Source organism: Arthrobacter sp. J156, assembly GCF_056172865.1.
The window spans coordinates 1,150,732-1,174,475 of sequence record NZ_CM149650.1 but is presented as its reverse complement, the minus strand read 5'-3'; the positions used below and the strand labels follow the sequence as shown (position 1 = coordinate 1,174,475).

Genomic DNA, 23,744 nt, shown 5'->3' with positions numbered 1-23,744 from the left:
TCAGTCCCGCGCCGTGGCGGCCAGGTCCGCCCAGAGCCCGGGGAACTCCGGCATGGTCTTGGACGTCGTGCCGATGTCCTCGACCCTGACGCCCGGCACGCGCAGGCCGATGACGGCGCCCGCCGTGGCCATGCGGTGGTCCGCGTAGCTGCGGACCACGGTCCCCGTCAGGGGCCGAGGCCGGACGACGATCCCGTCGGCCGTCTCCTCGGCGTCCCCGCCCAGCCGGTTGATCTCGGCGACGAGGGCGGCCAGTCGGTCGGTCTCGTGCCCGCGTAGGTGCGCGATCCCGCTCAAGCGCGACGGGGACTCGGCGAGCGCGCAGAGCGCCGCGACCGTGGGGGCCAGCTCCGAGGCGTCCGCGAGGTCGATGCCGGCGATGCTGCCGCTGCCCGTCACCGTCAGCGTCCCGCCGTCGTACTCCACCGTGGCGCCCATGCGCTCGAGGATGTCCCGCCAGAGGTCGCCGACCTGGGTGGTCTCCGCGGGCCAGCCCGGGATCCGCACCGTGCCCCCCGTGGCCAGCGCGGCCGCCAGGAACGGGCCGGCGTTGGAGAGGTCCTGCTCGATGACGACGTCGAACGCCCGGATCGTGCCCGGGGAGACGACCCAGTGGTCCGGGACGGAATCGTCGACCTCGACGCCCGCGCCACGCAGGACCTCGATGGTCATGCGGATGTGGTCCAGGCTCGGCACGGGCTTGCCGACGTGCTCGAGGTGGAGGCCTTCCTCGAACCGCGCGCCCACGAGCAGCAGGGCGGAGACGAACTGGGAGGAACCGCTCGCGTCGATGACGAGGCGTCCCCCCGGGACGCGGCCGCCGCCCTCCACCGTGAACGGCAGGGAGCCGGACCCGGCGTCGTCGACCTGGATCCCGAGCTGGCGGAGCGCCTCCACGACCGGTCCCATGGGACGCGCGCGGGCGTGCGGGTCGCCGTCGAAGGAGGTGCGTCCGGGAACGAGCGCCGCGACGGGAGGGACGAAGCGCATGACCGTCCCCGCGAGGCCGCAGTCCACGGCGCGGTCCGGGACCGTCCCCCCGATGGGCTCCACGACGAGGTCGGGGCCGAAGCGCCCCTCGCCCGGCACGCGCCGGATCCGTGCGCCCAGCGCCTCGAGCGCGGCGATCATGAGCTCCGAGTCGCGCGAGAAGAGCGGGGAACGCAGCCGGCTCGGCCCGTCCGCGACGGCCGCGAGGACCAGGTAGCGGTTGGTCAGGGACTTCGACGCGGGGACCTGGACGACGGCGTCCACGGGGCCCGTGACGTGGGGAGCCGGCCAGGGTGCGGGGGAGGAGGCGGTGCTGCTCATGGGGACGGCGTTAGTGCCCGATCACCGACTCGGCGGACTTGCGGGCATCCGCGGCCGTGCGCTTGACGGCGCGGCCGAGCTCCTTGTTGGTGCGGTGCAGCTGCTTGCGCGCATCGGCCGTGAGGTGCTGGGCGCGCCAGGCGATCGACGGCTGCCCGGCCGTGTCGACGCTCGCGAGCAGGACGCCGCCCGCGAGGGAGGCGTTCTTCAGGCGGTCCCCGGTGCGGTGCGGCGAGGAGCCGTCGACCGAGGCGAGGAGGGAGGAGCCGACGAGGAGCGATGCGGAGAGGCGCGGGAACCGGCCGAGGGCGAACAGCACGCCGGCGATGACCTGCACGCCGCCGATGACGCGGGCCACGAGCGCGGGCTTCTCGGCGGCCTCGCGCAGCTGCGGCAGGACAGCCGAAGCGCGGCGCAGCGTGGGACGCAGCTGCTCTCCGGCCTCCTCGGGCTTGCGCAGGCGTTCGACGCCGGACCAGATGAAGCTTGAAGCCAGCAGGGGGCGGGCGATCGCACGCACGGGAGACATGGGTTCCTCCGGATCATCGGTTGCGGTTGGCTGCCCCTAGTCTTGCACTTTTTGGGCGCGAGATGGATTCGCGCCGGGAATAGGTCCGCGTCGTCCGGCGTTCTCCTGAAGGGACGGCCGTGGGCCGTGTCCCGCTTCGAGGGCCGGGCACGCCGCGGCCCGGCGGCACGGGAAGGGGAACGCATGGCGGCACCGGTGATCGAGGCACCGCGGACGGGTCTGGAGGGGCCGCGCGTAGACTGGGCAGCGATGAGCGAGACCAGCGAGACCACAGACACCATGCCCGACGGCGTGGAGACCGACGCCCAGCGGCGTGCGCGGTTCGAGGCCGACGCGCTGCAGTACGTGGACCAGCTGTATTCGGCCGCCATGCGCATGGCGCGCAACCCCAGCGACGCCGAGGACCTGGTCCAGGAGGCCTACACGAAGGCGTACTCGGCGTTCCACCAGTACAAGCCGGGCACCAACCTCAAGGCCTGGCTCTACCGCATCCTGACGAACACCTACATCAACCTCTACCGCAAGAGGCAGCGTGAACCGCTGCGCTCCAGTACGGACCAGGTCGAGGACTGGCAGATGGCGCAGGCGGCCGAGCACACCCCCGGTGGGCTGAAGTCGGCCGAGGCCGAGGCGCTGGACCACTTGCCCGACTCGGACGTGAAGGACGCGCTCCAGGCCATCCCGGAGGAGTTCCGGCTCGCCGTGTACTTCGCCGACGTGGAGGGGTTCTCCTACAAGGAAGTCGCGGGAATCCTGGGCATCCCGATGGGCACCGTGATGTCCCGGCTGCACCGCGGCAGGAAGCAGCTGCGCGAGCTGCTGGCGGACTACGCGGCGGAGCGCGGCATGGGGATCGAGACGACAAGGACGAGCGGCCGGCGCGCCGCGGGGCAGGAGAAGAAGTAATGGGCGACTGTCATTCGCTGGGCGACTGCGACGACAACCGCATCGTCAGGCTGTACGAGTACCTCGACGGCGCGCTGTCGCTCAAGGACCTGAACGAGGTCAAGGACCATCTGGAGCACTGCGACGAGTGCGCCAAGGAATACGACCTCGAGTGCATCATCCGCTCCGTCGTGCGGCGCAGCTGCCAGGAGGCGGCGCCGGAGGCGCTCAAGGGGCGGATCATGGCCCGGATCAGCGAGATCCGGATCGAGGTCGGCCACGGCTGATCCGGAACGACGCCGATCTTCTCCGGCGCGTCGTCGACGGCGCGGCCCCCAGGACGCAGCGGAGGCCCGCACCCGGATGGGTGCGGGCCTCCGCCGTTTCCTCAGCTACCGCTCAGGTGTTGGGGCGCTTACCGTGGTTCGCTCCGCCACGCTTACGGTCACGGCGCTTACGTGCACGCTTGCTCATGGTGACTCCTAACGTCGATCCGTACAGGGACTGCGTACCAGTCTCCCACATCGCCCCGGCCCCTCCTAACCAGGCGGGGCCGTGTTCGACTCGCGCCGCAGGACCGAGCGCATGGAGGCCAGGGCCTGGTCCAGGACGGTGCGGACGGTCTCCGCGGCGACCTCGTCGAGCGCCTCCCGCCCGGCCCGCCGCACGAGGACCCTGGCCTCGGTCCGGAAGTCGTCGACAAGCCGCTCGAGTTCGCGCGCGGCCGTCTGGAAGTCGCCGGCGGCGGGGGAGCCGTGGCGCGTCCGCCGCTCGCGCGCGGAGGCGGGAGTGGAGCGGGCCCTGCCCCTGGCCTCCTCGGCGGAGGCCGCCAGGTCCGCGCGCAGTCCCCGCATCGACTGGCGCAACTCGTCGCGCAGGGTATCGGCGAGCTCGCGGACCGTGGCGGAGATGTCGGCCTCGATCCCGTGCAGTTCGTCCCCGCGCTCGGCGAGCTCCCGGCGGCCGGCGGCCGTGATGCCGTAGATGGTCCGCCGCCCGTCGGGCACCGTCGCGACCAGCCCCTCCTGTTCGAGCTTGGCGAGGCGTGGATATACGGTGCCCGCGCTGGGCTTGTAGGTTCCGCCGAAGCGGTCCTCCAGGGCGCGGATGAGCTCGTAGCCGTGCATGTCGCCGTCGGCGAGGAGCGAGAGGAGGTAGAGGCGGAGCGCTCCGTGGGCGAAGACGGCCATGCCTAGCCCGCCGCCGTCGCCTCGTCGCGGTGGAACACCGCCAGCGCACCCGAGACCGTCGTCGCGGTGAGCTTGAGCGCGCCGCCCGACGGGCCGAGGTGCGTGTCGACCTTCTCGGCCAGGCCCGTGAAGCGCTGCTCGCCGACGGTGATGGAGCCGCTCGTGGAACGGGCGGAGACGTGCACGCCGCTCGCCGCCGGGACGCGCACTGTCACGTCGCCGCTCACGGCGGAGACGCCGACGCTGCGCGGTTCCCCGAGCAGGTCGACGGCGACGTCGCCGCTCACCGTCTTGGCCCGCACATGCTCGAGCCAGCCGGAGGCCGTGACCTCGCCGGAGACGCTCTCGGCGGTCAGCGGTCCGCTGTGGTGGCGCACGATCACCTCGCCGCTCACGGTCGCGGCGCGGAGCCGCCCCTGTGTGTCGTCGGCCATCATGGAGCCCGAGACCGTCTTGAGCTCGACGTCGGCGTCGACCCCGCAGACGAGGCCGTCGCCGTCGACCGTGGCGGCACGGACCGGGACGCCGGCGGGGACGGCGATGCTCAGCACGGCCTCGTGGCGCGCCCCGCCGCGACGGCCGATGCCGCGGATGAGCACGCCGACCGATCCGAGGGGGCCGTCGTCGCGATGGCGCAGCTTGAGTCGTCCGCCGCGCAGCTCCAGGGTCAGGGGCGGGCCGTGGACGGCGGAGACCTCGACGCGGACGACGGGCTCCTGGTGGACGATGACGTCGATGCGTCCGCCGACGATGCCGGCATCGAGGGACTGCACTCCCTCGATCTCGAGCGTCTGCGGGCCCTCGACGGACCAGTCGCCGTCCCGTGGCGTGGATGATTCCATGGGTTCCTCCAGCTGGATTCGGTGCGATGCGTTATATCGCGTTGTCATTCACGATATATCGCGATACCGCGACGCGCAAGGCCCGGACGGAAGCCGTCCGGGCCTTGAGTGGTGCCGTCGGGTCGCGGCGGGCAGCGCGGCGGGGCGCGGCCGCGTGCTGGTCAGGCGGACGGCTCCGGGAGTCCGAGCCACGTGTACCAGCCACGGTGGAGGACGAGCCACGCCATGAGGCCGTGTCCCGCTTGGCCGGGCAGCCCGTCGTTGGCCGCCAGATCCGTGCGCCACTGCTCGTGGTTCTGCAGCGGGGTGAACGTGTCCACGTAGGCGTGGCGGCGGCGGTTCGCCACGTCGGCGTAGGCCGCCGACAGTTCGGCCAGGCGCGCGTTGCGTTCGGCGTCGAGGCCCGGAACGGGGCCGACGACCATGGCCTTGATGCTCATCTGGGACGCGGCGTCGAGGATGTTCGCCAGGTTCAGCCGCGACCGCGCGGTGGAGAGGCCGAGGTCCAGATCCGCGTCGGAGAGGCCGATCACGAGGCGGTTCTCGTGCTCCTCGGACAGGCGGCGACCGGCCTCCTCGATCCACCGCTGGGCCAGCGCCTCGGTGCCTTCGCCGGGCGCGGCCAGGGTGTAGCTCTGGACCCGCAGGTTCTCGCCCGTGGTCCGGGCGAGGACGCGGCCGTACCAGCCGAGCGCCCGGGGATCGCCGTGACCGGCCAGGAGCTCGTTGCCGACGGCGGCGATACGGAGTGTGCGTGCTTCCACGAAAGACCTTTCTAGGCGGCTGGATTCAACACTAACAGGGGACCCTACGCCGGAGGGCGGGACGACAGCGCGTCCCGCCCCCCGGCGTCGTACCTTCCGCGTCAGCGGCCGAAGGCCTGCTTGAGCAGCTCGGCCTGCTCCACCTCGTGGCGCTTGTGCGAACCGGTCGAGGTCGCCGCCGAGGCCGAACGCGACGCGAGGCCCAGCCCGGAGTCGAGCTGCGGGGCCAGGTTCAGGCCGATGAACGGCCACGGACCCTGGTTCGCGGGCTCGTCCTGCGCCCAGACGACCTCGGCGTTCGGGTACTTCGCCAGTTCGGCCTTGATCTCCTCGAGCGGCAGCGGGTAGAGCTGCTCGACGCGGACGATCGCCGTGGTCTGGTCCGAGGCCTTCTTCCGCGCGGCCTCGAGGTCGTAGTACAGGCGCCCGGAGACGAGCAGGACGCGCTCGACCTTCTTGGCGTCGAGCGAGCCCGTGTCGCCGATCACCGGGCGGAAGCCGCCCTGCGTGAAGTCGGACACCGAGCAGGCGGCGGCCTTGAGGCGCAGGAGCTGCTTCGGCGTGAAGATCACGAGCGGCTTGCGCGGGCGGGCGTACGCCTGGCGGCGGAGCAGGTGGAAGTGGTTCGCGCCCGTCGACGGGTTGGCCACGACCATGTTCTCCTCGGCACACATCTGCAGGAAGCGCTCGATGCGGGCGGAGGAGTGGTCCGGTCCCTGGCCCTCGTAGCCGTGCGGCAGCATCAGGACGAGCGAGGAGCGCTGCCCCCACTTCTGCTCGGCGGAGGAGATGAACTCGTCGATGACCGTCTGGGCGCCGTTGACGAAGTCTCCGAACTGCGCCTCCCACAACACGAGCGCGTCGGGCCGCTCGACGGAGTAGCCGTACTCGAAGCCCATGGCCGCGTACTCGGAGAGCAGCGAGTCGTAGATCCAGATGTTCGCCTGCTCCTCGGAGAGGTGCTGCAGCGGCATCCACACGGCGCCGTTCGCGCGGTCGTGGAACACCGCGTGGCGCTGGACGAACGTGCCGCGGCGGGAGTCCTGGCCGGCGAGCCGGACCGGGACGCCTTCCATGGACAGCGAGCCGAAGGCCGCGATCTCGGCGAAGCCCCAGTCGATGCCGCCTTCACGCGACATCTGCTCGCGGCGCTCCAGGAGCGCCTTGAGCTTCGGGTGCACCGTGAAGCCCTCGGGGATGTCGACATGCGCGGAGCCGATCCGGGCCAGCGTCTCGGCGCTGATCGCGGTCTCGCTGCGTGACGGCGTGGCCTCGTCGTCGACCTGCGAGGTCGGAAGCTCGAGGTCGTGCACCGAGCGGCCGTCGCTGCTGATCACGGGGATCGGCGAGGTCTGCGCCGCGTGCGTCTCGGAGAAGACGCGCTCGAGGCGCTCCTGGTAGTCGCGCAGGGCCTGGTCCGCCTCGTCCTGCGTGATGTCGCCGCGTCCGACGAGGGCCTCGGTGTAGAGCTTGCGCGTGGACCGCTTGGCCTCGATGAGGTTGTACATCATCGGCTGCGTCATCGAGGGGTCGTCGCCCTCGTTGTGTCCGCGGCGGCGGTAGCAGACCAGGTCGATGACGACGTCCTTGTTGAAGCGCTGGCGGTACTTGAACGCGAACTGCGCGACGCGCACGACGGCCTCGGGGTCGTCCCCGTTGACGTGGAAGACGGGCGCCTGGACCATCTTGGCGACGTCGGTCGAGTAGACGGAGGAGCGCGAGGCGGTGGGCGAGGTCGTGAAGCCGACCTGGTTGTTCACGACGACGTGGATCGTGCCGCCCGTCCGGTAGCCGCGCAGCTGGGAGAGGTTCAGAGTCTCCGCGACGACGCCCTGGCCCGCGAAGGCCGCGTCGCCGTGCACGAGGATCGGCAGGACGTTGAAGGCCTCGCCGTCCTCGCCGAGCCGGTCCTGCTTGGCGCGGACGATGCCCTGGAGCACGGGGTCGACCGCCTCGAGGTGGGAGGGGTTCGCGGCGAGGTAGACCTTGGTCTCGTTGCCGTGCTCGGAGGTGAAGCGCCCTTCGGTGCCGAGGTGGTACTTGACGTCGCCCGAGCCCTGGACGCTGCGCGGGTCCTGCGTGCCCTCGAACTCGCGGAACACCTGCGCGTAGGTCTTGCCGGCGATGTTGGTCAGGACGTTGAGGCGTCCGCGGTGGGCCATGCCGATCGCGACCTCGTCCAGGCCGGCGTCGGCGGCGTCGGAGATGATGCCGTCGAGCAGCGGGATGAGGGACTCGCCGCCTTCGAGGGAGAAGCGCTTCTGGCCCACGAACTTGGTCTGCAGGAACGTCTCGAACGCCTCTGCGGCGTTGAGGGTGCCGAGGATGCGCAGCTGCTCCTCGCGGGTCGGCTTGCTGTACTCGTGCTCGAGCTCGGACTGGAACCACTCGCGCTCGACCGGATCCTGGATGTGCATGTACTCGATGCCGGTGGTGCGGCAGTAGGCATCGCGCAGGACGCCGAGGATCTTGCGCAGCGGAAGGCGGGGCTGGCCGCCGAAGCCGCCCGTGACCCACTCACGGTCCAGGTCCCACAGCGTCAGGCCGTAGGTCTGGATGTCGAGGTCCGGGTGGCGGCGCTGGACGTACTCGAGCGGGTTGGTGTCGGCCATGAGGTGGCCGCGCACGCGGTAGGCGTGGATGAGCTGCTGGATCCGGGCGATCTTGTTGACCTGCAGCTCGACGTCGACCTGGTTGTCGACGACCCAGCGGACCGGCTCGTAGGGGATGCGCAGGGCCTCGAAGATCTCGTCGTAGAAGCCCTGCTCGCCGAGCAGGAGGGACTCGACGAGGCGCAGGAACTCGCCCGAGCCGGCGCCCTGGATGACGCGGTGGTCGTAGGTGGAGGTCAGCGTGATGATCTTGCCCACGCCCTGCGAGGCGATGGTCTTCTCGCTCGCACCGCGGAACTCGGCAGGGTACTCGAGGGCGCCCACGCCGACGATCGTGGCCTGGCCCTTGGACAGGCGCGGGACCGAGTGCACGGTGCCGATGCCACCGGGGTTGGTCAGCGAGACCGTCGTGCCGGCGTAGTCGTCCGCGGTGAGCTTGCCGTTGCGGGCGCGGCGGATGAGGTCCTCGTAGGTGTTCCAGAACTCCGAGAAGTTCATGGTCTCGGCCTTCTTGATGTTCGGGACCACGAGGAGGCGCGAGCCGTCGGGCTTGGGCATGTCGATCGCGATGCCGAAGTTCACGTGCGCCGGCTGAACGGCCACCGGCTTGCCGTCGACGACCTGGTAGGTGACGTTCTGCGAGGGGAAGAGCTTGAGGGCGCGGACCACGGCGAAGCCGATGAGGTGGGTGAAGGAGACCTTGCCGCCGCGGGCGCGCTTCAGGTGGCTGTTGATGACGATCCGGTTGTCGATCAGGGCCTTGGCGGGGACGGCGCGCACCGTCGTCGCGGTCGGGACCTCCAGGCTCTGCTCCATGTTGGTGGCGATCGCCTTGGCGGGGCCGCGCAACGGGGAGACCTTGTCCTCTTCGGCCGTGTCCTGGGACGATGCGGACTTGGGCAGCTCGGCCGGGATGGGCTGGGTCTTGGGGGCCGGCTTGGCGGGGGACTTGGTCTTGTCCTTCTCGGGGTCCGCCGGGACCCGCTCGCTGGAGGTCCCGGTGGAGGACTCGGAGGAGGAGCCGGCCGTCGTGCCGGTCGTGTCGACCACGCGGGCGTGCGTGGCCGGGCGCGGAGCGGCCGGGGTCGCCGGTTCCCTGCCGGGCCGCGCCGGGGCGGACGACGCCGGGGCCGCCGCGGGCGCGCCGTTGGAGCCCGTGCCGCTGCCGTCCTGGGAGAACGACTCGAAGATGTCCCACCACTTCTTGTCGACGGATTCCTTGTCCCGCAGGAACTGCTGGTACAGCTCGTCGACGAGCCACTCGTTCCCTCCGAATTCCTCGGTCAAACGGTGGTGCGGTTGCTCTGGCACGGTGATACGCCTCTTCCTTGGTTGCCTCGCCGCGGTGCTGTGCAGCCAGTGCTGGACGTCTGCGACGACATAGTCCTCGACCTGCGGCCAGTCTAATGACTTTCGGCGCGCCGTTGCGAATCACCGCGCGGCCGTCGGGCGGGTGTGAAGCACGGCACGTCCCCGGCACGGCGCGGGGCGCCGTGGTCGCGGTGACGACGCGGCAAACGCGCCGCGAACGCGGGATGAACGGGCCTGGGCCGTGCGGCTCGGGCCCGTGGTTCTGTAGACTGGAGCCCTTATGGACAGTCACTCACCGTGCCGGCCCGTCGCGTACGCGCGCAGCGCCGGCATTTCCACGCCCAGCCTTCCCGATGCCGCCGACTCCTCGGAGCCTTCTAGACGCGGCTTGACCCTTGCCGGGGGACCGTGGTCCCCGCGCCCAGTTCCTGCCACCGGGGCGGTGGCGCGCTAGATGGAATGGTTGTTCCTGGCCTTCGGCGTCCTGCTGATCCTCGGAACCGGGTTCTTCGTCGCCGTCGAGTTCTCCCTCGTCGCCCTTGACCAGACCACGGTGCAGCGCGCCGTGGACGCGGGCGACAAGAAGGCGGCGACCCTCATGAAGTGCCTCAAGTCGCTGTCGACCCAGTTGTCCTCGTGCCAGCTGGGCATCACCCTGACGACGCTCCTGACGGGCTACGTCATGGAGCCCTCCGTCGGCCGGCTGCTGACCCCCGTCCTCGAGGGCGCCGGCCTCGGCGAGGCCTCGGCCCCCATATCGCTCATCGTCGCGATGGTCCTGGCCACGCTCTTCTCGATGGTCATCGGCGAGCTCATCCCCAAGAACCTCGCGATTGCCGAGGCGTTCGCCGTGGGGCGGATCCTCGCCCGGCCGCAGCTCGTCTTCACGGCGGTCTTCAAGCCGGCCATCGTCGTCCTGAACGGGTTCTCCAACCGGGTCCTGCACCTCTTCGGCCTCGAGGCGAAGGAGGAGATCTCGGGCGCGCGCAGCCCGGCCGAGCTCGCCTCCCTCGTCCGCCGTTCGGCCGACATGGGCACCTTGGACCGCGACACGGCGAACTTCCTGGCCCGGACCCTGCGCTTCTCCGACCGCTCGGCGGCCGACGTGATGACGCCGCGCATCCGGATGGAGACGGTGCGCTCCGACGAGCCGATCCCGGCCATCATCGAGACGGCGCGGCGCACGGGGTACTCCCGCTTCCCCGTCATCGGCGAGTCCGCCGACGACGTCCTCGGCGTCTGCCACGTCAAGAAGGCGGTGGCCGTGCCGCGCGACCGCCGCGGCGAACTCGTGGCTGCGAACATCATGACGGAGATCATCTCCGTCCCGGAGACCGTCCACCTGAACTCCCTGATCTCGGAGCTGCGCGAGGCGAACCTCCAGGTCGCCATGGTGCTCGACGAGTACGGCGGCACGGCGGGCATGGTCACGCTCGAGGACCTCGTCGAGGAGATCGTCGGCGAGGTCTCTGACGAGCACGACCGCGTCAAGCCCGGCGTGCTGCAGTCCGCCACGGGCATCTGGTACTTCCCGGGGCTGCTCAGGCCGGACGAGGTGACCGAGCAGGTCCCGGGCATCGAGGTGCCCGACGACGCGGCCTACGAGACCGTCGGCGGCTACATCATGAGCGAGCTCGGGCGCATTCCGTCCGTGGGCGACGCGGTCGAGGCCGGCCACGGACGGCTCGTCGTGGAGGCCATGGACGCGCGCCGGGTCGAACGGGTGAGCTTCAGGCCCGCCGAACCCGCGGTGCAGGAGGAGGGGCGATGAACGACTGGGCTGGAATCTTCTGGCTGGTGGTCCTGCTCATCGGCAACGCCTTCTTCGTCGGCGCCGAGTTCGCCGTGATGACGGCCCGACGCAGCCAGATCGAGCCGCTGGCCGAGCAGGGCAGGGCATCGGCGCGGACCGCGTTGCGCGCCATGGAGAACGTCTCGCTCATGCTGGCCGTCTGCCAGCTGGGCATCACGGTCTGCTCGCTGTTGATCCTCAACGTGGCCGAGCCGGCGATCCACCACCTCTTCGCCGCGCCCCTGGAGGCGCTGGGCCTGCCGCACGAGGCCGCCGACACCGCGGCCTTCATCCTCGCGCTGATGATCGTGACGTTCCTGCACGTGACCTTCGGCGAGATGGTCCCCAAGAACATCTCCGTGAGCGTGGCCGACAAGGCCGTCCTGGTCCTTGCGCCGCCGCTGCTCTGGCTGTCCAAGGTGGTCTACCCCGTCGTGGTGGTCCTGAACTGGATCGCGAACCACGCCCTCCGCTTGATGAAGGTGGAGCCGAAGGACGAGGTGACCTCCTCGTTCACCCTCGAGGAAGTCCAGAGCATCGTGGAGGAGTCCACGCGGCACGGCCTCGTCGAGGACGAGTCGGGCCTGTTGTCCGGGGCGCTCGAGTTCTCCGACTACACGGCGGAGAAGATCATGGTCCCCGTGGGGCAGCTCATCTCGCTGCCCTCGACCACCACCCCGGCCACGTTCGAACGCGCGGTCGGCCGGACGGGGTTCTCCCGGTTCGTCATGCTCGACGACGAGGGCGAACTCAGCGGCTACCTGCACCTCAAGGACGTCATGGGCATTCCCCAGGCGCGCTACGAGGACCCGATTCCGGTCACCCGCCTGCGCAGCCTGGCGAACCTGCGCCCGGAGGACGAGGTCGAGGACGCGCTCGCGGTGATGCAGCGGACCGGATCGCATCTGGCCCGCGTCAACGCACCCGACGGAACGACGCTGGGCATCCTGTTCCTCGAGGACGTGCTGGAACAACTCGTCGGCGAGATCCGGGACGCGACGCAGAGCCATGGCATCCGGCGGCTCAACGGCATGGACCATAATGCAAATGAATCTCATTTGAGTTAGAGTGAAGGGGTGTCCTTGACGGGCACCCCTTTACTCTGTGCTGAAAGGCCCCTCCATGCGTCGAACCGCCCTTCCCCTCGCCCTCGCGGCACTTCTCGCCGCGACGGGCTGCGCGTCCGGAGCGGCGGCCCCTGATCCGGAAGCGGATGGGCCGCGGATCGTCGCCTCGACGAGCGTCTACGGGGACATCGCCCGCACCGTCGGGGGAGACGCCGTCGAGGTCGAGTCCATCATCGACCGCATCGCGCAGGACCCGCACTCCTACGAGGCCACGGCCCAGGACAAGCTCGCGCTCTCCAAGGCGGACCTCGTCGTCGCCAACGGGGGAGGCTACGACGCCTTCGCCGACGTGCTGATCAACGACCTGGGTCTCGAGGAGGAGCAGGTGCTGCGCGCCGTCGACTTCTCGGAGGCCGCCCACGCCGAAGAGGACGGCGACCATGACCACGAGGGAGAAGGACACGGGGACGAGGAGCACGCCGAGGAGGACGGCCACGTGCACGCCGCGTACAACGAGCACGTCTGGTACGACGTCCACACCGTCGTCGCGCTGGCCCACGCGGTCGCCGAACGACTCGCCGCCCTGGTGCCGGACGAGGCCGAATCCTTCCGGGCCAACGCCACGGCCTTCGAGGAGTCCCTCGCGCCCGTCGAGGCCAAGCTCACCGAGCTCTCCGCGGCGGCTGACGGACGCGCCTTCGCCATGACCGAGCCCGTGCCCTACTACCTCCTCGTCGAAGCGGGCCTGCGTGATGCCACGCCGGAGGGCTACAGCGCCGCGATCGAGCACGGCGAGGACGTCTCCCCCCTGCTGCAGCGGCACATGCTGGACGTCCTCGAGGACGGGACGGTCGCCGTGCTCGCCTACAACGAGCAGACCTCGAGCGCCCAGACCGAGGCCGTCCGGCAGGCCGCCGAGCGGGCCGGCGTTCCTGTTGTAGAGTTCACCGAGACCATCCCTGACTCGGAGGACTTCGCGTCCTGGATGACGGGCAACATCGAGGCTCTGGAGGCCGCGCTTGCCGGATAGGGCAGCCAGCACGACGCCCGCGGTCCGCCTGCGCGGCGCCGGGCTGACGTTCGGACGCAGGACGCTGTGGGAGGGACTCGACCTCGACATCGCCCCCGGCGAATTCCTCGCCGTGCTCGGCCCCAACGGCTCCGGCAAGACGACCCTCCTGCGCGTGCTGCTGGGGCTGCAGGAGCTGAGCGAGGGCACCGTCGAGGTCTCGGGCCGCCCCGCTACGCGCGGCTCCCGCCTGATCGGCACGATTCCGCAGCAGAAGAACTTCGCCGACGACACGCCGCTGCGGGCGCGCGACCTCGTGGCGCTGGGCCTGGACGGACACCGCTGGGGCGTCCGCCTCGGAGGGCGCAGGGCGATGCAGCGCCGGGTCGACGAGCTCTTGGAACTGGTGGGCGCCACCGGGTACGCGGACCACCCCGTCGGCCAGCTCTCGGGCGGCGAGCAGCAGCGGCTGCGGGCGGCCCAGGCCCTCGCCGACGACCCGCGGCTGCTCCTGTGCGACGAGCCGCTGCTGTCGCTCGACCTGCACCACCAGCAGGCCGTGTCCTCCCTGATCCACCGCCAGGCGTGCGAGCAGGGCAGCGCCGTCGTGTTCGTGACCCACGAGATCAACCCCGTCCTGGACTATGTGGACCGCGTCCTCTACCTCGCGGGAGGCCGCTTCCACGTCGGAACGCCGCGCGAGGTCATGACGTCGGAGGTCCTCAGCGCCCTGTACGGCAGCCCGATCGACGTCTTCCACGCCAACGGGCGGATCATCGTCGCCGGGATTCCCGACGCCGTCGCCCACCACCACGGGGAGGAGGAGCACGATGGACGCTTCTGAGCTGTTGGGGACGATCTTCAGCTTCGAGAACTACGCCGAGCTGCTCCCGCTCGTGCGGAACTCGATCATCGCCGGAGCCGTGCTGGGCCTTGTCGGAGGCCTGATCGGGATCTTCGTCATGATGCGGGACATGGGCTTCGCCGTCCACGGCATCGCCGAGCTGAGCTTCGCCGGGGCGGCCTTCGCGCTGCTCATCGGCGCCAACGTCGTGCTCGGGTCCGTGGTCGGTTCGCTCCTCGCCGCCGTCGTCCTGGGCATCCTGGGCGCCAACGCGCGCGACAGGAACTCGATCATCGGCGTGCTCATGCCCTTCGGGCTCGGGCTCGGCATCCTCTTCCTGTCGCTCTACGAGGGGCGCAGCGCCAACAAGTTCGGGCTGCTGACGGGCCAGATCGTGGCCGTGGACGACGTCCAGCTCGGACTCCTCACCGGGTGCGCCGTGGTCGTCGTCGCGGGGCTGCTGCTGATCTGGCGCCCCCTGACGTTCGTCAGCGCCGATCCCGTGGTGGCGGCGGCGCGCGGCGTGCCCGCGGGACGCCTGTCGGTCGCCTTTATGCTCCTGCTGGGGCTCGCGGTGGCACTGTCCATCCAGGTCGTCGGCGCGCTGCTCGTCCTGAGCCTGCTGATCACCCCTGCCGCCGCCGCCCTGCGCGTGACGGCGCGGCCCGCGTTCACCGTCGCCCTGAGCATCGCCTTCGCCGTGACGAGCGTGGTCGGCGGGATCCTGCTGGCCCTCGCCGGGCGGCTTCCCATCAGCCCCTATGTCACGACGATCTCCTTCCTGATCTACCTGGTCTGCCGGCTCGTCGCGTGGCGGCGTGGCAAGGTCCGCCACCCCCGGGGCGGGGCACGCCGTCCTCAGCCGGAGGCCGTGCGGGCCTGAGCGCTCCCCGGCTCAGTAGGGGGATTCGCCGGGGGAGGAGTAGCCGGAACCGGTCCCACGTGGCGGATCGTCGTCCTCCCAGGCACCCGCGGAGCTGTACTGGCGCCCGTCGTCGCCGCGGCCCGAAAGGCCCCACGGGCCGCCGTACCACGAGGCGGCCGACGGGCCCGGGCGCGCGACATCGTCGTACGCGGGGCGTGCCCGCGCGGCATTGATCCACGGCCCCGCCCTGTAGGCGGCGGTCTCCTCTTCGGCGCCGCGGAAGACCAGCAGTGCCTCCACCTTTCGGTGGAGCCGGGCTATGACGTGCGCTCGGGACTGGGCCTCGCGCACCAGCCGATCCGCGAGCCGCGGTGGCGGATCCTCGGTCTTCAAGAGGTGGAAGGCGAGCTCCACCAGGTCCTGGTCGTCGAGCCCCTCGATCCCAGAGAGGACGATGTCCGGCGGGCGGACCACCGGCGTGTCCTGGAGCATCATGGCCCGCCAGTCGTAGTCCGGGTCCTGGAGCCGCTCACTCAACGCGGGGAGGACCAGCTCCAGGGGCGCCTTCCGCTGGTCGACGGGCATCATCCTCCGCAACCGCGGCCCCATCGCCGTCGCCGTGCGGTCGAGCCGCCGCTCGATCTCCGGCAGCGTGCATCCCTCCCGCACCGAGCGGGCCAGGAGCTCGTAGTCGGCGTCGGTCCACGGCGAGCCGTGGCGTCCGGTCAGTGGTGTCGTGTCCATGGGATCTCCTTGTCCGTTGCCCCCAGCATGTCAGCCGGCGGGGCCGCGGAAGCGTGTTATCCACAGCTTTGGCGGGAGAGTGGGACGGGCCAGGTCGGCGGTCCCGGCCAGTGCGGGTGCCACGGCAGCAGAGACGAAGAAGGGCTAGGCGGAAGCGCTCGTGCCGCAGTCGGGGCACAGCCCGTAGATCTCGACCGTGTGGCTGGGCTCGGTGAAGCCGTGCTCCGCGGCGACGCGCGCGGCCCAGGCCTCGACCGCCGGGGCCTCCACCTCCACGGCCTTGCCGCACGAGCGGCAGACCAGGTGATGGTGGTGGTGCTCGGCGGCGCACCGCCGGTAGGAGGCCTCGCCGTCCACGGCGCGCAGCACGTCCAGCAGTCCGTCATCGGTCATCGACTGGAGGATGCGGTACACGGTGGCGAGGGAGACCTTTTCGCCGCGGTCCTGGAGCCAGCGGTGGAGCTCCTGGGCGGTGACGAAGTCCTCGAGCTCGCCCAGGGCGGATCCCACGGCAAGGCGCTGCCGGGTGACGCGTTGTTCGCCTCCGCGGGCGGGTGCGCCGGTGTCGGCCATGGGGGTCCCTCCTGGGCGGGTTGGGTGCGGTCTCGGGCCGCCGGACCGGGGCCGTCGAGTCGCCCTCCAGCCTACCAGCGCGCCCTCGCGCGGGGCCGCGGCCGCGGCTACTGTGGGAGCATGCGGCTCACCAGACACGGACACTCCTGCGTGCGGTTGGAAGAGGGCGGGCGCGTCCTGGTCATCGACCCCGGTTCGTTCAGCGACCTCCCGGCCGCGCTGGAGGGCGCCGACGCCGTCCTGGTCACCCACGAGCACGCCGACCACATCGATGCCGACGTGGTCCTGGAGTGGCTCGCCGGCGCCGACGGCGTCCTGCTCCACGGACCCTCGCCGGTCGTCGACGCCTTGAGGGGACATCCGCTCGGGCCGGCCGTGGAGCGGCGCCTGCGGACCCTCGGGCCGGGGGAGAGGTTCGAGGCCGCGGGCTTCGACGTGCTGGCCCAGGGTGGGCAGCACGCGCTGATCCACCCCCACATCCCGCTCGTGGCGAACCTGGGCTACGTCGTCGACGGCGTCCTCTACCACCCCGGCGATTCGTTCATCGTCCCCGACGCCCCCGGAATCAGGATCCTGCTGGTGCCACTGCACGCGCCGTGGTCCAAGCTGGCCGAGGTGCTCGACTTCGTCGTCGCGGTGCGTGCCGGGCTTGCGGTCCCGATCCACGACGGCCTCCTGAACGAGCGCGGCCTGGCGCTGGCCGACGCCCACGTCGGCCGGATCGCCGCCCGCTACGGCCTGGGCTTCCGCCGGCTGGAGCCCGGCGAGGTGCTCGAGGTCTAGCCGCCGTCCGGCGCCCCGTCCCAGCGACCGCTTTCGAGGAAGCGGTCGATCATGCCGTCATAGGGGGCGGGGTCGATGCCCTGGCCCGCAAGCCAGGCGGGGTCGCGGTGGGTGCCCCGGTAGCGTTCGGCGCCGTCGCAGAGCAGGGTCACGATGCTCCCGGTGCGGCCCGTGGCGACCATCTCGGCGGCGAGCTGCCAGGCGAGCCAGAGGTTGGTGCCGGTGGAGGGGCCGGCCTCGAGGTGGGCGAAGCGGGCCAGGTGGTTCATCGCGGCCACGGAGGCGCCGTCGGGCACGGTGCGCATCTCGTCGATGACGGAGGGGATGAAGCTCGGTTCCATGCGGGGCCGGCCGATGCCCTCGATCCGGCTGGCCCGCCCGGTCGCGGCGGCGGCGGCCGCGGCGCCCTTCCCGGAGCGCCAGGCGTCCCAGGCGGGCGCGAACGCGGAGCCCTCCGGGTCCGCGACGGCCAGGCGGGTGGGCAGGCGGTGGTAGCGCAGGTAGCGGCCGATGGTCGCGCTCGTGCCGCCGGTCCCGGCTCCGGCCACGATCCATTCCGGGACCGGGTGGGGTTCGCGGGCGAGCTGGCCCAGAAGGGACTCGGCGATGTTGTTGTTCCCGCGCCAGTCGGTGGCCCGTTCGGCGTAGGTGAACTGGTCCATGTAGTGTCCGCCGGAGTCGGCGGCGACGGCCTCGGCGCGGGCGTAGACCTCGGAGGCGTCCTTCACGAGCAGGCAGCGGCCGCCGAAGCGCTCGATCAGGGCGATCTTCTCGGCGCTCGTGCCGCGGGCCATGACGGCGGTGAAGTCCAGGCCGAGCAGCTGGGCGTAGTAGGCCTCGGAGACCGCGGTGCTGCCGCTGGAGGCCTCCACGATCGGCGTGGAATCGGTGATCCACCCGTTGACGAGCCCGTAGAGGAACAGGGAGCGGGCCAGGCGGTGCTTCAGGCTCCCGGTGCGGTGGGTGGACTCGTCCTTGAGGTAGAGCTGCACGCCCCAGTGCCCGGGCAGCGGCAGCCGGTGCAGGTGCGTGTCCGCCGAGCGGTTGTTCTCCGCCTCGATCACCCGCACGGCCTCGTCGACCCACTCACGCCCCCGCAACGAAGCCAGGGGACCAACGGACGCGGGACGGGGCGGCGGCAGGGGACTCTCCACGCAGGACACCCTACCGGGCAGCCGCTACGCTGGCAGGGTGGAGACCTTCATCAGCGCCGCCGGACTCGCCGAACGGCTGGAATCCGGGGAGCGGATCGTGCTGCTCGACGTCCGCTGGGCGCTCGGCGCGCCGGACGGCCGGGCAGCGTTCGCCCAGGGGCACCTGCCCGGCGCCGTGTACGTGGACCTCGAGTCCGAGCTCGCGTCCCACGGCACGCCCGGGGCCGGACGCCATCCGCTGCCGGATCCGGCGGAGTTCGCCCGTGCGGTGCGGCGCTGGGGAGTTCACGACGGCGATGCCCTCGTCGCGTACGACGCCGTCGGCGGGCTCTCGGCGGCCCGCGCCTGGTGGCTCTTGCGCCATGCCGGCTTCACCGACGTCTCCGTCCTCGACGGCGGGCTGCGGGCCTGGACCGAGGCGGGCCGCCCCCTCGAGGCCGGCGCCGTGCGGCCGGAGGCGGGCAACGCGGCCCCGGGATGGGGCGTGATGCCCGTGATCGACATCGACGAGGCCGCTGCCTGGCCGGGCCGCGGGGTCCTCCTCGATGCCCGGGCGGGCGGACGCTACCGGGGAGAGGCCGAGCCCGTCGATCCCCGCCGCGGACACATTCCCGGGGCGCTGAACCTTCCGGCCGCGGAGTGCCTGGACGACGCCGGACGCCTGCTGCCGCGGGACGTGCTGTGCGGGCGCGTGGCCGGGCTCGGGGCCGTGGGCGGTCCCACGGCCGCCTACTGTGGATCCGGCGTCACGGCGGCGTTCCTCGTGGCGGTCCTGGACCATCTCGGCGAAGAGGCGTCCCTGTTTCCCGGTTCCTGGTCACAATGGTCGGCCGATGCCAGGCGCGAGGCGGCCACGGGCACCGAAGGCGGCGCACCGGATCCCCGGGCGCACACCACCGACTGAAAGGCATCCATGAGCACCCTGTTCACGAAGATCATCGACGGCGCGATCCCCGGCCGCTTCGTCTGGAAGGATCCGGACGTCGTCGTCTTCCTCTCGATCGGCCCGCTGACCGATGGACACGCGCTGGTCGTCCCGCGCGAGGAGGTCGACGAGTGGACGGACGCGGAGCCGGAGCTGCTGGACAAGCTGCTGCGCGTGGCCCGGACCGTCGGCCGCGCTCAGAAGCGTGCGTTCTCCTCCCAGCGGGCCGGACTGCTCGTCGCCGGTTTCGAGGTGCCCCACCTGCACGTGCACGTCTGGCCCACGGGCTCCCTCGCCGACTTCGACCTGGCACGCGCGGACGCCAACCCGGATCCCGCGCGACTCGACGCGAACGCGGAGAAGCTCCGCGCGGCGCTCATCGAGGACGGCCACGCGGAGTTCGTCCCGCAGGGTTAGGCGGCCGCCTCGCGCAGTGCCGTGCGGACGCGCTTCTCGGAGACCGAGTGCGCGGTCCCGAGTTCCTGGGCGAACAGGCTCACGCGCAGTTCCTCGATCATCCACTTCACCGCCGCGAGGGCCGCGGGCGTGCGGACGCCGTCCGGGAGCGCGTCGAGGGCGGCGTCGTAGTCGTCCTCGAGCCCCTGGACCGTCAGCATCGCGGGCGTGTCCCGGCCCGCTCCTGAGGCCTCGAGCTTGTCCAGGCGCCGCTCGATCGCGGCGAGGTAGCGCGGCAGGTGGGCCAGCTGGGCGTAGCCGGTGCGGGCCACGAAGCCGGGGAAGACGAGCTGCTGCAGCTGCGTGCGGACGTCCATGAACGCGTTGATGAGCGCCGGTGAGGCGGCCTTCCCGAGGCGCCGCTCGATGCGGCGCGCCGAGGAGAGCACCTTCTCCACGACGGCGGTCACGGAGAACACCGTGTCGATCAGCTCGGCGCGGACCGTTTCGAAGAGCGCGTCGAAGTCCGCGCGCGTGTAGGGCAGCGCGGCCGGGACGAGCTTGTCCACGGCCGCGAAGGTGCAGTCGTCGATGAGCGTGGCGACCGAGCCGTGCGGATTCTGCGTGAAGACGAGCTTCTCCTGGTTGTTCAGGTGGTCCAGGACGTACCGCGCGGGGGACGGGACGCGCAGCAGCAGGAGGCGGATGACGCCCGAGCGGTGCGCCGCGGCCTGCTCCAGCGGGTCCCGGAAGACCGTCAGGTCCACCGAGGCGCCGCGGTCCAGCAGGCCGGGGTACGCCGTGACCTCTTGTCCCATGACGTTCGTCGCGACCTTCACCTCGATCGTGCCGGCGTTGCCGAGGGTCCCGTCCCAGGCCGTCAGGCCGCTCCGTTCCCAGACGGGCGCCGTCCGGCCGCGCCCGGGCACGGGAGCGGCCGAGGGGCCGCCGCGCCCCGGTTCGCGCCCGGCGGGCGCCGCGCCGTGGCGGCCCGGACCGCCGTCGCCGGCCGCTCCCTGGCCCTGCCCGTTCCCGTCCGGGGGCGTCGCGCGGCCGGACGCCGCAGCGGCGCCTCCACGGGACGGCTGCCGCCCGGTGCCGCGGGAGTCCGGGGCGGCCGTGCCCGCCTGCGCCAAGGCCAGCAGCCGGTCGCCGGCACCGCCGAGCGAGGCCGCCAGCGCGCGGCGGTTCTGCTCGGCGAGCCTCTCCTGGAGCAGCGCGAGGTCCTTGGATCGGTCGAGGACCCGCCCCGAGGCGTCGACGACCTCGAAGCCCGGCCGCAGATGCGCCGGGACGGCGTCCCAGTTCCACTGCCCCGGGGGCACCACGTGCCCCTTGAGCCGGCGCAGCGCCAGCTCGAGCGAGGCCTCCAGCGCGTCGACGGCCGGGTCGAAGTCGCTGCCGAGGGCGGCCGCGGCCTGCCGGGCGACATCGGGAGCGGGGACGAAGTTCTTCCGCACGGCCTTGGGGAGGGACTTGATCAGCGCGGTGACGAGCTCGGTGCGCAGCCCGGGGATCTGCCAGCGGAAGCGCTCCGGGTCCAGCTGATTGAGGAAGAGCACGGGAACGCGGACCGTCACGCCGTCGGATTCGCCGGGCGCGGCGCCGGGGTTGAACTCGTAGGAGAGCTCCAGGTCCAGCGAGCCGTGGCGCCAGGTGCGGGGGAAGGCGTCCTGGTCCAGCTCCTCGGCGTCGGCCTGCAGGACGTCCTGCGGATCGAAGTCCAGCAGGGCCGGGTCCTTCTGCCGCGTGCGCTTCCACCAGCGGTCGAAGTGGCGTTCGGAGACCACGCCGGGGCCGATCCGGCGGTCGTAGAAGTCGAACAGGTCCTCGTCGGAGATCCGCAGGTCCCGCCGCCGCATGCGGGTTTCGAGCTCCTCGACGTCCTCGAGCAGCTTGCGGTTGCGCTGGAAGAAGGGGTGGTGCGTCTTCCAATCACCTTCGACGAGCGCATGCCGGATGAAGAGCTCGCGGCTCAGCTCCGGGTCCACGCGGCCGTACTGGATCCTGCGGTGCGGGATGACCGGGACCCCGTAGAGGGTCGCCTTCTCGTACCCCATGACGGAGCCCAGGCGGCGGGACCAGTGCGGTTCGGAGTAGCTGCGCTTGAGCAGCTCCGGCGCGACCTCCTCGACCCAGGCGGGGTCGAAGGCAGCCACGGTCCGGGCCCACAGCCGGCTCGTCTCGACGAGCTCCGCGGCCATGACCCAGTCCGGGGACTTCTTGAACAGCGCCGAGCCGGGGAAGACGGCGAAGCGGGTCCCGCGCGCGCCGGCGTACTCCCGCTTGCGCTCGTCGTAGGACCCGATGTGGCTCAGGAGGCCGGCGAGCAGGCTCGTGTGGATCTGGCGCTCCAGCCCGGCCGGGTCCACGGGACCGGTGCTGAGCGTGATGCCGAGCGGCTTGGCGAGCTGGCGCAGCTGCGCGAACAGGTCCTGCCACTCGCGCACGCGCAGGTAGTTGATGAACTCGTTGCGGCACAGCCGGCGGAAGGCCGAGGAGGAGAGCTCCTTCTGCTGCTCCTGCAGGTAGCGCCAGAGGTTCAGGTAGCCGGAGAAGTCGGACTTCGGATCGGCGAAGCGCCGGTGCAGCTCCTGGGCCCGCTCCCGCTGGCCCGTCTCCTGGGAGGGGCGCTCCCGGGGATCCTGGATCGTCAGGGCGGCGGCGAGGACCATGACCTCCTTGGCGCAGCCTCGCCGGCCCGACTCGACGATCATCCGGCCCAGCCTCACGTCGACGGGAAGCTGGGCGAGCTGGCGTCCGGTCGGCGTGATGCCGGCCCCGCCCGCCGTCGACAACGCCCCGAGCTCGCGCAGGAGGGCCACGCCGTCGGCCACGGCCTTGGAGTCCGGCGGCTCGACGAACGGGAAGCCGGCCACGTCCTGGGGCGAGTCGACGACGCCCATCGCGGCCATCTGCAGGATGACGGCGGCGAGGTTGGTGCGCAGGATCTCCGGATCGGTGAACTCGGGGCGGGAGGCGAAGTCCTCCTCGGAGTAGAGGCGGATCGCGATGCCGTCCGAGACGCGGCCGCAGCGGCCGGAGCGCTGGTTGGCGCTGGCCTGCGAGATCCGCTCGATCGGCAGCCGCTGCACCTTGGTGCGGTGCGAGTAGCGGGAGATGCGGGCCGTCCCGGTGTCGATGACGTACTTGATACCGGGGACGGTGAGCGACGTCTCGGCGACGTTCGTCGCCAGGACGATCCTCCGCGCCCCGCCCGGGTGGAAGACCTTGTGCTGCTCGGCGAGGGACAAGCGGGCGAAGAGGGGCAGGATCTCGGTCCCGGCCAGCCGCCGGCTCGATTGCACGCGCGCCCGCAGGGCCTCGGCGGCGTCGCGGATCTCGCGCTCGCCCGAGAAGAAGACGAGGATGTCGCCGGGAGCCTCGCGGGAGAGCTCGTCGACGGCGTCGCACACGGCGTCGAGGGGGTCGCGGTCCTCCTCGCTGGCGTCCGGGTCGAGCTCGTCGGGGTCCAGGCCCTCGGCCGGGTTCAGTGGGCGGTACCGGATCTCGACGGGGTAGGTGCGGCCCGAGACCTCGACGACGGGTGCGGGGACGACCGCGGGGCCGCCCTCGGGAGGGACGACGGCGCCGTCGTCCCCGGGGGACGCGGGCGCGCCGAAGTGCCGGGCGAAGCGCTCGGGGTCGATCGTCGCCGACGTGATGACGAGCTTGAGCTCCGGGCGGCGGGGGAGCAGCCGCTTGAGGAAGCCGAGGAGGAAGTCGATGTTCAGGCTGCGCTCGTGGGCCTCGTCGATGATGATGGCGTCGTAGCGGCGCAGCATCGGATCGTGCTGGATCTCGGCGAGGAGGATGCCGTCGGTCATGACCTTGACGCGCGTGGAGCGCGAGGTCTGCGCCGTGAAGCGGACCTGGAATCCCACTTCGTCGCCGATCCGGACGCCGAGCTCCTCGGCGAGCCGCTCGGCGACCGTGCGTGCCGCGAGGCGGCGCGGCTGGGTGTGGCCGATGGAGCCGTTCTCGCCGAAGCCGAGCTCGAGGAGCATCTTCGGCAGCTGGGTCGTCTTTCCGGAGCCGGTCTCGCCCGCCACCACGACGACCTGGTGGCCGCGGATGGCCTCCATGATGTCCTCGCGGCGGGAGCTGACGGGCAGGAATTCCGGGTAGGTGATCGTCAAGGCCATGGT

General features: G+C 71.5%; 21 protein-coding genes. 10 read left to right on the top strand and 11 right to left on the bottom strand.

Features of this window, described 5'->3' with window-relative positions; translation table 11 throughout:
* Both aroA and AC0QR5_RS05420 read right to left on the bottom strand, forming a co-directional pair.
* The gene (aroA, locus tag AC0QR5_RS05425; RefSeq protein WP_329863046.1) at positions 1 to 1,311 is read right to left on the bottom strand and encodes a 3-phosphoshikimate 1-carboxyvinyltransferase; all 1,311 of its coding nucleotides are present in this window, start codon (positions 1,309 to 1,311) and stop codon (positions 1 to 3) included.
* A 10-nt stretch (positions 1,312 to 1,321) separates the two neighbouring features.
* A complete protein-coding gene (locus AC0QR5_RS05420; protein ID WP_329863048.1) occupies positions 1,322 to 1,840 on the bottom strand; it encodes a DoxX family protein in 519 nt (172 codons plus the stop codon).
* A 249-nt stretch (positions 1,841 to 2,089) separates the two neighbouring features.
* On the opposite strand from AC0QR5_RS05420, the gene AC0QR5_RS05415 reads away from it, so the two are divergent.
* Positions 2,090 to 2,746 (top strand): sigma-70 family RNA polymerase sigma factor, encoded by a 657-nt coding sequence (locus AC0QR5_RS05415; protein ID WP_430632817.1) that lies wholly within the window; start codon positions 2,090 to 2,092, stop codon positions 2,744 to 2,746.
* Positions 2,746 to 3,012, top strand: a complete 267-nt coding sequence (gene rsrA, locus AC0QR5_RS05410; protein ID WP_329863049.1) for a mycothiol system anti-sigma-R factor — start codon at positions 2,746 to 2,748, stop codon at positions 3,010 to 3,012. Before AC0QR5_RS05415 ends, rsrA begins: the two co-directional genes overlap by 1 nt.
* A gap of 112 nt (positions 3,013 to 3,124) precedes the next feature.
* Here the strand turns inward: rsrA and AC0QR5_RS05405 are convergent, their stop codons facing one another.
* From AC0QR5_RS05405 to AC0QR5_RS05385, 5 genes are all read right to left on the bottom strand, one after another.
* Positions 3,125 to 3,199: a 50S ribosomal protein bL37 gene (locus AC0QR5_RS05405; RefSeq protein ID WP_369299106.1), complete on the bottom strand. Its 75-nt coding sequence runs from the start codon at positions 3,197 to 3,199 to the stop codon at positions 3,125 to 3,127.
* A gap of 65 nt (positions 3,200 to 3,264) precedes the next feature.
* Positions 3,265 to 3,915 carry a PadR family transcriptional regulator gene (locus tag AC0QR5_RS05400; RefSeq protein ID WP_329863057.1) on the bottom strand — a complete coding sequence of 217 codons (651 nt, stop codon included), beginning with the start codon at positions 3,913 to 3,915 and terminating at the stop codon, positions 3,265 to 3,267.
* A 2-nt stretch (positions 3,916 to 3,917) separates the two neighbouring features.
* Positions 3,918 to 4,757, bottom strand: coding sequence for a DUF4097 family beta strand repeat-containing protein (locus tag AC0QR5_RS05395; RefSeq protein WP_329863058.1), 840 nt, complete (start codon positions 4,755 to 4,757; stop codon positions 3,918 to 3,920).
* Positions 4,758 to 4,918: 161 nt separating this feature from the next.
* Positions 4,919 to 5,521, bottom strand: coding sequence for a GDSL-type esterase/lipase family protein (locus tag AC0QR5_RS05390; protein ID WP_329863060.1), 603 nt, complete (start codon positions 5,519 to 5,521; stop codon positions 4,919 to 4,921).
* A gap of 101 nt (positions 5,522 to 5,622) precedes the next feature.
* The gene (locus tag AC0QR5_RS05385) at positions 5,623 to 9,444 is read right to left on the bottom strand and encodes a multifunctional oxoglutarate decarboxylase/oxoglutarate dehydrogenase thiamine pyrophosphate-binding subunit/dihydrolipoyllysine-residue succinyltransferase subunit (protein WP_329863062.1); all 3,822 of its coding nucleotides are present in this window, start codon (positions 9,442 to 9,444) and stop codon (positions 5,623 to 5,625) included.
* A gap of 454 nt (positions 9,445 to 9,898) precedes the next feature.
* Between AC0QR5_RS05385 and AC0QR5_RS05380 the strand changes: the two genes are divergently transcribed.
* From AC0QR5_RS05380 to AC0QR5_RS05360, 5 genes are read left to right on the top strand one after another with little or no spacing between them, the layout of a single operon-like run.
* Complete coding sequence (locus tag AC0QR5_RS05380) at positions 9,899 to 11,215, top strand: hemolysin family protein (RefSeq protein ID WP_329863064.1); 1,317 nt, start codon at positions 9,899 to 9,901, stop codon at positions 11,213 to 11,215.
* Positions 11,212 to 12,303: a hemolysin family protein gene (locus AC0QR5_RS05375; protein WP_329863066.1), complete on the top strand. Its 1,092-nt coding sequence runs from the start codon at positions 11,212 to 11,214 to the stop codon at positions 12,301 to 12,303. Before AC0QR5_RS05380 ends, AC0QR5_RS05375 begins: the two co-directional genes overlap by 4 nt.
* A 55-nt stretch (positions 12,304 to 12,358) precedes the next feature.
* Positions 12,359 to 13,333: a metal ABC transporter solute-binding protein, Zn/Mn family gene (locus AC0QR5_RS05370; RefSeq protein ID WP_329863068.1), complete on the top strand. Its 975-nt coding sequence runs from the start codon at positions 12,359 to 12,361 to the stop codon at positions 13,331 to 13,333.
* Positions 13,323 to 14,156 (top strand): metal ABC transporter ATP-binding protein, encoded by an 834-nt coding sequence (locus AC0QR5_RS05365; RefSeq protein WP_329863070.1) that lies wholly within the window; start codon positions 13,323 to 13,325, stop codon positions 14,154 to 14,156. Before AC0QR5_RS05370 ends, AC0QR5_RS05365 begins: the two co-directional genes overlap by 11 nt.
* Entirely contained in the window at positions 14,143 to 15,039 is an 897-nt protein-coding gene (locus AC0QR5_RS05360; protein ID WP_329863072.1) for a metal ABC transporter permease, read from the top strand. The genes AC0QR5_RS05365 and AC0QR5_RS05360 overlap by 14 nt, the downstream gene beginning before the upstream one ends.
* Before the next feature lie 12 nt (positions 15,040 to 15,051).
* Here the strand turns inward: AC0QR5_RS05360 and AC0QR5_RS05355 are convergent, their stop codons facing one another.
* A complete protein-coding gene (locus tag AC0QR5_RS05355; RefSeq protein ID WP_329863074.1) occupies positions 15,052 to 15,765 on the bottom strand; it encodes a hypothetical protein in 714 nt (237 codons plus the stop codon).
* 144 nt (positions 15,766 to 15,909) lie between these two features.
* Positions 15,910 to 16,338 carry a Fur family transcriptional regulator gene (locus tag AC0QR5_RS05350; RefSeq protein ID WP_329863075.1) on the bottom strand — a complete coding sequence of 143 codons (429 nt, stop codon included), beginning with the start codon at positions 16,336 to 16,338 and terminating at the stop codon, positions 15,910 to 15,912.
* A 120-nt stretch (positions 16,339 to 16,458) separates the two neighbouring features.
* On the opposite strand from AC0QR5_RS05350, the gene AC0QR5_RS05345 reads away from it, so the two are divergent.
* A complete protein-coding gene (locus AC0QR5_RS05345; RefSeq protein ID WP_329863077.1) occupies positions 16,459 to 17,121 on the top strand; it encodes an MBL fold metallo-hydrolase in 663 nt (220 codons plus the stop codon).
* Here the strand turns inward: AC0QR5_RS05345 and AC0QR5_RS05340 are convergent.
* The gene (locus tag AC0QR5_RS05340; protein ID WP_475372512.1) at positions 17,118 to 18,221 is read right to left on the bottom strand and encodes a PLP-dependent cysteine synthase family protein; all 1,104 of its coding nucleotides are present in this window, start codon (positions 18,219 to 18,221) and stop codon (positions 17,118 to 17,120) included. The genes AC0QR5_RS05345 and AC0QR5_RS05340 overlap by 4 nt on opposite strands.
* A gap of 91 nt (positions 18,222 to 18,312) precedes the next feature.
* On the opposite strand from AC0QR5_RS05340, the gene AC0QR5_RS05335 reads away from it, so the two are divergent.
* Together AC0QR5_RS05335 and AC0QR5_RS05330 are read left to right on the top strand one after the other, a co-directional pair.
* Positions 18,313 to 19,179 (top strand): sulfurtransferase, encoded by an 867-nt coding sequence (locus AC0QR5_RS05335; protein ID WP_329861027.1) that lies wholly within the window; start codon positions 18,313 to 18,315, stop codon positions 19,177 to 19,179.
* Between the two features lie 9 nt (positions 19,180 to 19,188).
* Positions 19,189 to 19,617 carry an HIT family protein gene (locus tag AC0QR5_RS05330; protein ID WP_329861026.1) on the top strand — a complete coding sequence of 143 codons (429 nt, stop codon included), beginning with the start codon at positions 19,189 to 19,191 and terminating at the stop codon, positions 19,615 to 19,617.
* On the opposite strand, the gene hrpA is transcribed toward AC0QR5_RS05330, so the two are convergent.
* Positions 19,614 to 23,741: an ATP-dependent RNA helicase HrpA gene (gene hrpA / locus AC0QR5_RS05325; protein ID WP_329861025.1), complete on the bottom strand. Its 4,128-nt coding sequence runs from the start codon at positions 23,739 to 23,741 to the stop codon at positions 19,614 to 19,616. The two genes, AC0QR5_RS05330 and hrpA, sit on opposite strands and share 4 nt — an antisense overlap.
* Between the last annotated feature and the right edge of the window lie 3 nt (positions 23,742 to 23,744).

Excerpts from the sequence above, each read along its gene's own strand:
- AC0QR5_RS05355 (WP_329863074.1), bottom strand. The coding sequence starts at position 15,765 with ATGGACACGACACCACTGACCGGACGCCACGGCTCGCCGTGGACCGAC.
- AC0QR5_RS05350 (WP_329863075.1), bottom strand. The coding sequence starts at position 16,338 with ATGGCCGACACCGGCGCACCCGCCCGCGGAGGCGAACAACGCGTCACC.
- AC0QR5_RS05345 (WP_329863077.1), top strand. The coding sequence starts at position 16,459 with ATGCGGCTCACCAGACACGGACACTCCTGCGTGCGGTTGGAAGAGGGC.
- AC0QR5_RS05330 (WP_329861026.1), top strand. The coding sequence starts at position 19,189 with ATGAGCACCCTGTTCACGAAGATCATCGACGGCGCGATCCCCGGCCGC.
- hrpA (WP_329861025.1), bottom strand. The coding sequence starts at position 23,741 with ATGGCCTTGACGATCACCTACCCGGAATTCCTGCCCGTCAGCTCCCGC.
- rsrA (WP_329863049.1), top strand. The coding sequence starts at position 2,746 with ATGGGCGACTGTCATTCGCTGGGCGACTGCGACGACAACCGCATCGTC.
- AC0QR5_RS05360 (WP_329863072.1), top strand. The coding sequence starts at position 14,143 with ATGGACGCTTCTGAGCTGTTGGGGACGATCTTCAGCTTCGAGAACTAC.
- AC0QR5_RS05375 (WP_329863066.1), top strand. The coding sequence starts at position 11,212 with ATGAACGACTGGGCTGGAATCTTCTGGCTGGTGGTCCTGCTCATCGGC.
- AC0QR5_RS05395 (WP_329863058.1), bottom strand. The coding sequence starts at position 4,757 with ATGGAATCATCCACGCCACGGGACGGCGACTGGTCCGTCGAGGGCCCG.
- AC0QR5_RS05420 (WP_329863048.1), bottom strand. The coding sequence starts at position 1,840 with ATGTCTCCCGTGCGTGCGATCGCCCGCCCCCTGCTGGCTTCAAGCTTC.
- AC0QR5_RS05400 (WP_329863057.1), bottom strand. The coding sequence starts at position 3,915 with ATGGCCGTCTTCGCCCACGGAGCGCTCCGCCTCTACCTCCTCTCGCTC.
- AC0QR5_RS05380 (WP_329863064.1), top strand. The coding sequence starts at position 9,899 with ATGGAATGGTTGTTCCTGGCCTTCGGCGTCCTGCTGATCCTCGGAACC.
- AC0QR5_RS05415 (WP_430632817.1), top strand. The coding sequence starts at position 2,090 with ATGAGCGAGACCAGCGAGACCACAGACACCATGCCCGACGGCGTGGAG.
- AC0QR5_RS05370 (WP_329863068.1), top strand. The coding sequence starts at position 12,359 with ATGCGTCGAACCGCCCTTCCCCTCGCCCTCGCGGCACTTCTCGCCGCG.
- aroA (WP_329863046.1), bottom strand. The coding sequence starts at position 1,311 with ATGAGCAGCACCGCCTCCTCCCCCGCACCCTGGCCGGCTCCCCACGTC.